This is a genomic window from Collinsella aerofaciens (assembly GCF_015552075.1).
Classification (GTDB): Bacteria; Actinomycetota; Coriobacteriia; order Coriobacteriales; family Coriobacteriaceae; genus Collinsella; species Collinsella aerofaciens_Y.
Map to the genome: position 1 here is coordinate 1 of NZ_JADNDZ010000115.1, position 2,262 is coordinate 2,262.

Here is a 2,262-nt window from a genome sequence, read left to right on the forward strand (position 1 = left end):
GCTCGCACGGAGAGCACATTAAGTGCTCTCCGGCTCGTGCGGAACTCGCGATCGATGTTGCCCCATACGCCCGCCCAGGTCCTTAGATAACGTTGCTTGCGAACGTCGCTTTGCCCGTTCGCTTTTTGGTCTGGAGGGCCGGGTGGGCTGAATACTTAGACATGGCAAGGGGCTCCCCCGTTAAAGAACGGGGGAGCCCCTTGTTGCGTTTTGAATGGTGCGCTTGGCTTTGATGATTGATGATTTTATACGATTCAGTATAATTTCAGATAGACGCTAAAATGTAACCGAAATGAAAACGGTGATTGTACATGCTGATAAACTGCCTCCCAAAAAGACTCTTCTCTTTAGAGCTCGCTATCGACCCGGAGCCAGTTGAGATGCAGATTCCTCGCATGTATCTTGAGCGGTATTCGCTTCGCTTGGCACGGCTCGGCATGTCTAAACAGGGCCGTTTTATTGTTGCGGAACCAAAGGAACCGCCCAGTGTCATTTCGGCGCGAAATCTCGTCAGTGCGGTGCGCAAGTTAGATGTTCACCCGGTGGTAATTTGCTGGGATGCTATGGATTTAGGTTTTATGCGCGCGCTTTCTTCGGAGGGAATCGCATATATCCGAGATGAGCGAAATGCGTTCCTGCCGTTTATCGGAGCCGTTATTTCCGATGAGGTGCTGGGTGCTTCTCCCGCTGCTCCGCTTTCGCCCCAATCTCAACGAATCGTCCTAAATCTCATTGCGGGACGATGGGTTGACTGCTCCGCCGGCGACCTAGCGCGTCTGTGTGGCAAAAGCGCGGCAAGCGTCAGCGGCTATCTTTCGGAAATCGCCGCTATAGCTCCTGGGTTGATTATGCGGGATGGCAAAAAGCGTATATTGTGCGACGCCGGGCTGTCGACCGAGACGTTGCTAGATGGGTTTGAGGACTATCTTCGCACGCCAGTTTTAGAGCGAATCCGGCTCAAGAAGGTTATCGAGAGAACAGAGCTACGTGCCGTTGATGCGCTGCTTTCCGGTGTGTCTGCCCTTAGCTATATGTCCGACCTTGCCCATGAAGACTCTGCTCCAACCATTGCTCTCGAAAAATATCAGCTAGAGGCCTTGAAAGAGCATATGGGCGACAGATGGCTGGAGGCTCAGTGGTACGAACCGGCGGCAGTTGTGATTGAGGTCTGGTCGTATCCCGTGGACGCGCCGTCCGATATTAGTTTTGACGCGACGGGTTTGCAGTGTGTCGACCCGTTTTCCTTATACGTTGCTTGCGCAAAAGCAGATTACAAAGAAGATCGTCTGCTCGACGCGGTCGAACAGCTCAGGAGGACGATATGTCAAAAGTGAGGGGAATAGAGCGATTTGCCGATGCCATGAGCGGCTGTAAAGGCGGTTACGTCCTTATTGGTGGAGGGGCCTGCAGCGTTCTATTTGACAATGAGGGCGATTCGTTTAGAGCTACTGAAGACTTGGATATCGTCGTAATTGTTGATGGGGAAGGCGTTGAATTCGCCACTGCATTGTGGGCATTTATCAAAGCTGTCGGATATGAGACTGGGAAGGTCGGCGATGGAAAGTGCACTTACTATCGGTTCTGTTTGCCCGAAGGATCAAGGCAAGTCCTAGACTATCCCGGCCAAATTGAGCTATTCGCCCGACATCCTGATTTTGTGCTCGAAGATGAAACGAGCGAAGTGGCACCTCTTTCCTTTGACGGGGCCGTATCAAGTCTTTCGGCAATTATTCTCGACGATGGCTACTACGAATTTATTCGCGACAACGCAACGAACGTAGAGGGCATTACGTTGCTCGATGCGCTCCATATCATTCCCCTCAAGATGCGTGCACACATTGATATCAATAGGAGCTATGAAGAAGGGCGCCATTGCAACGATAAAGATCGACGAAAGCATCGCTCGGATATTGTTCGACTTGCGGGTTTGTTGCCGCCTTCGGCTCGCTTGGAGCTAATAGAGCAAATGAGGGCTGACGCCGGAGACTTCTTTGCGGACTTTTCTTCTTATGTAAATCGGCAGACCGATCGTAAAGAGAGAGCGCGTCTTCAGGACACATTATCGTTTCTCGAAAAGGTCTACCTATAGGCACCTTGATTCGTTATGTATGGTGAGGGGCTCTCCCGTTTGATGAGCGGGGGAGCCCCTTGTTGCTTTTTGATTGTCGTAACTAGCCAGAGGCTCGCCGGGACGGGACGCGGGGTTTGGTCGATCGCGAGTTCCGCACGAGCCGGAGAGCACTTAATGTGCTCTCCGTGCGA

The 2,262-nt window shown here is 52.1% G+C and carries 2 protein-coding genes; both read left to right on the forward strand.

From position 1 onward, the window contains the following. Window positions 1-311 precede the first annotated feature (311 nt). Entirely contained in the window at window positions 312-1,334 is a 1,023-nt protein-coding gene (locus I2D41_RS08940) for a hypothetical protein (protein WP_195364285.1), read from the forward strand. Beyond that, window positions 1,322-2,089: a hypothetical protein gene (locus tag I2D41_RS08945; RefSeq protein WP_195364286.1), complete on the forward strand. Its 768-nt coding sequence runs from the start codon at window positions 1,322-1,324 to the stop codon at window positions 2,087-2,089. The genes I2D41_RS08940 and I2D41_RS08945 overlap by 13 nt, the downstream gene beginning before the upstream one ends. Window positions 2,090-2,262 lie beyond the last annotated feature (173 nt).

What these genes read in the sequence shown, in the direction of transcription:
- I2D41_RS08940 (WP_195364285.1), top strand. Translation starts at nt 312, where the DNA reads ATGCTGATAAACTGCCTCCCAAAAAGACTCTTCTCTTTAGAGCTCGCT.
- I2D41_RS08945 (WP_195364286.1), top strand. Translation starts at nt 1,322, where the DNA reads ATGTCAAAAGTGAGGGGAATAGAGCGATTTGCCGATGCCATGAGCGGC.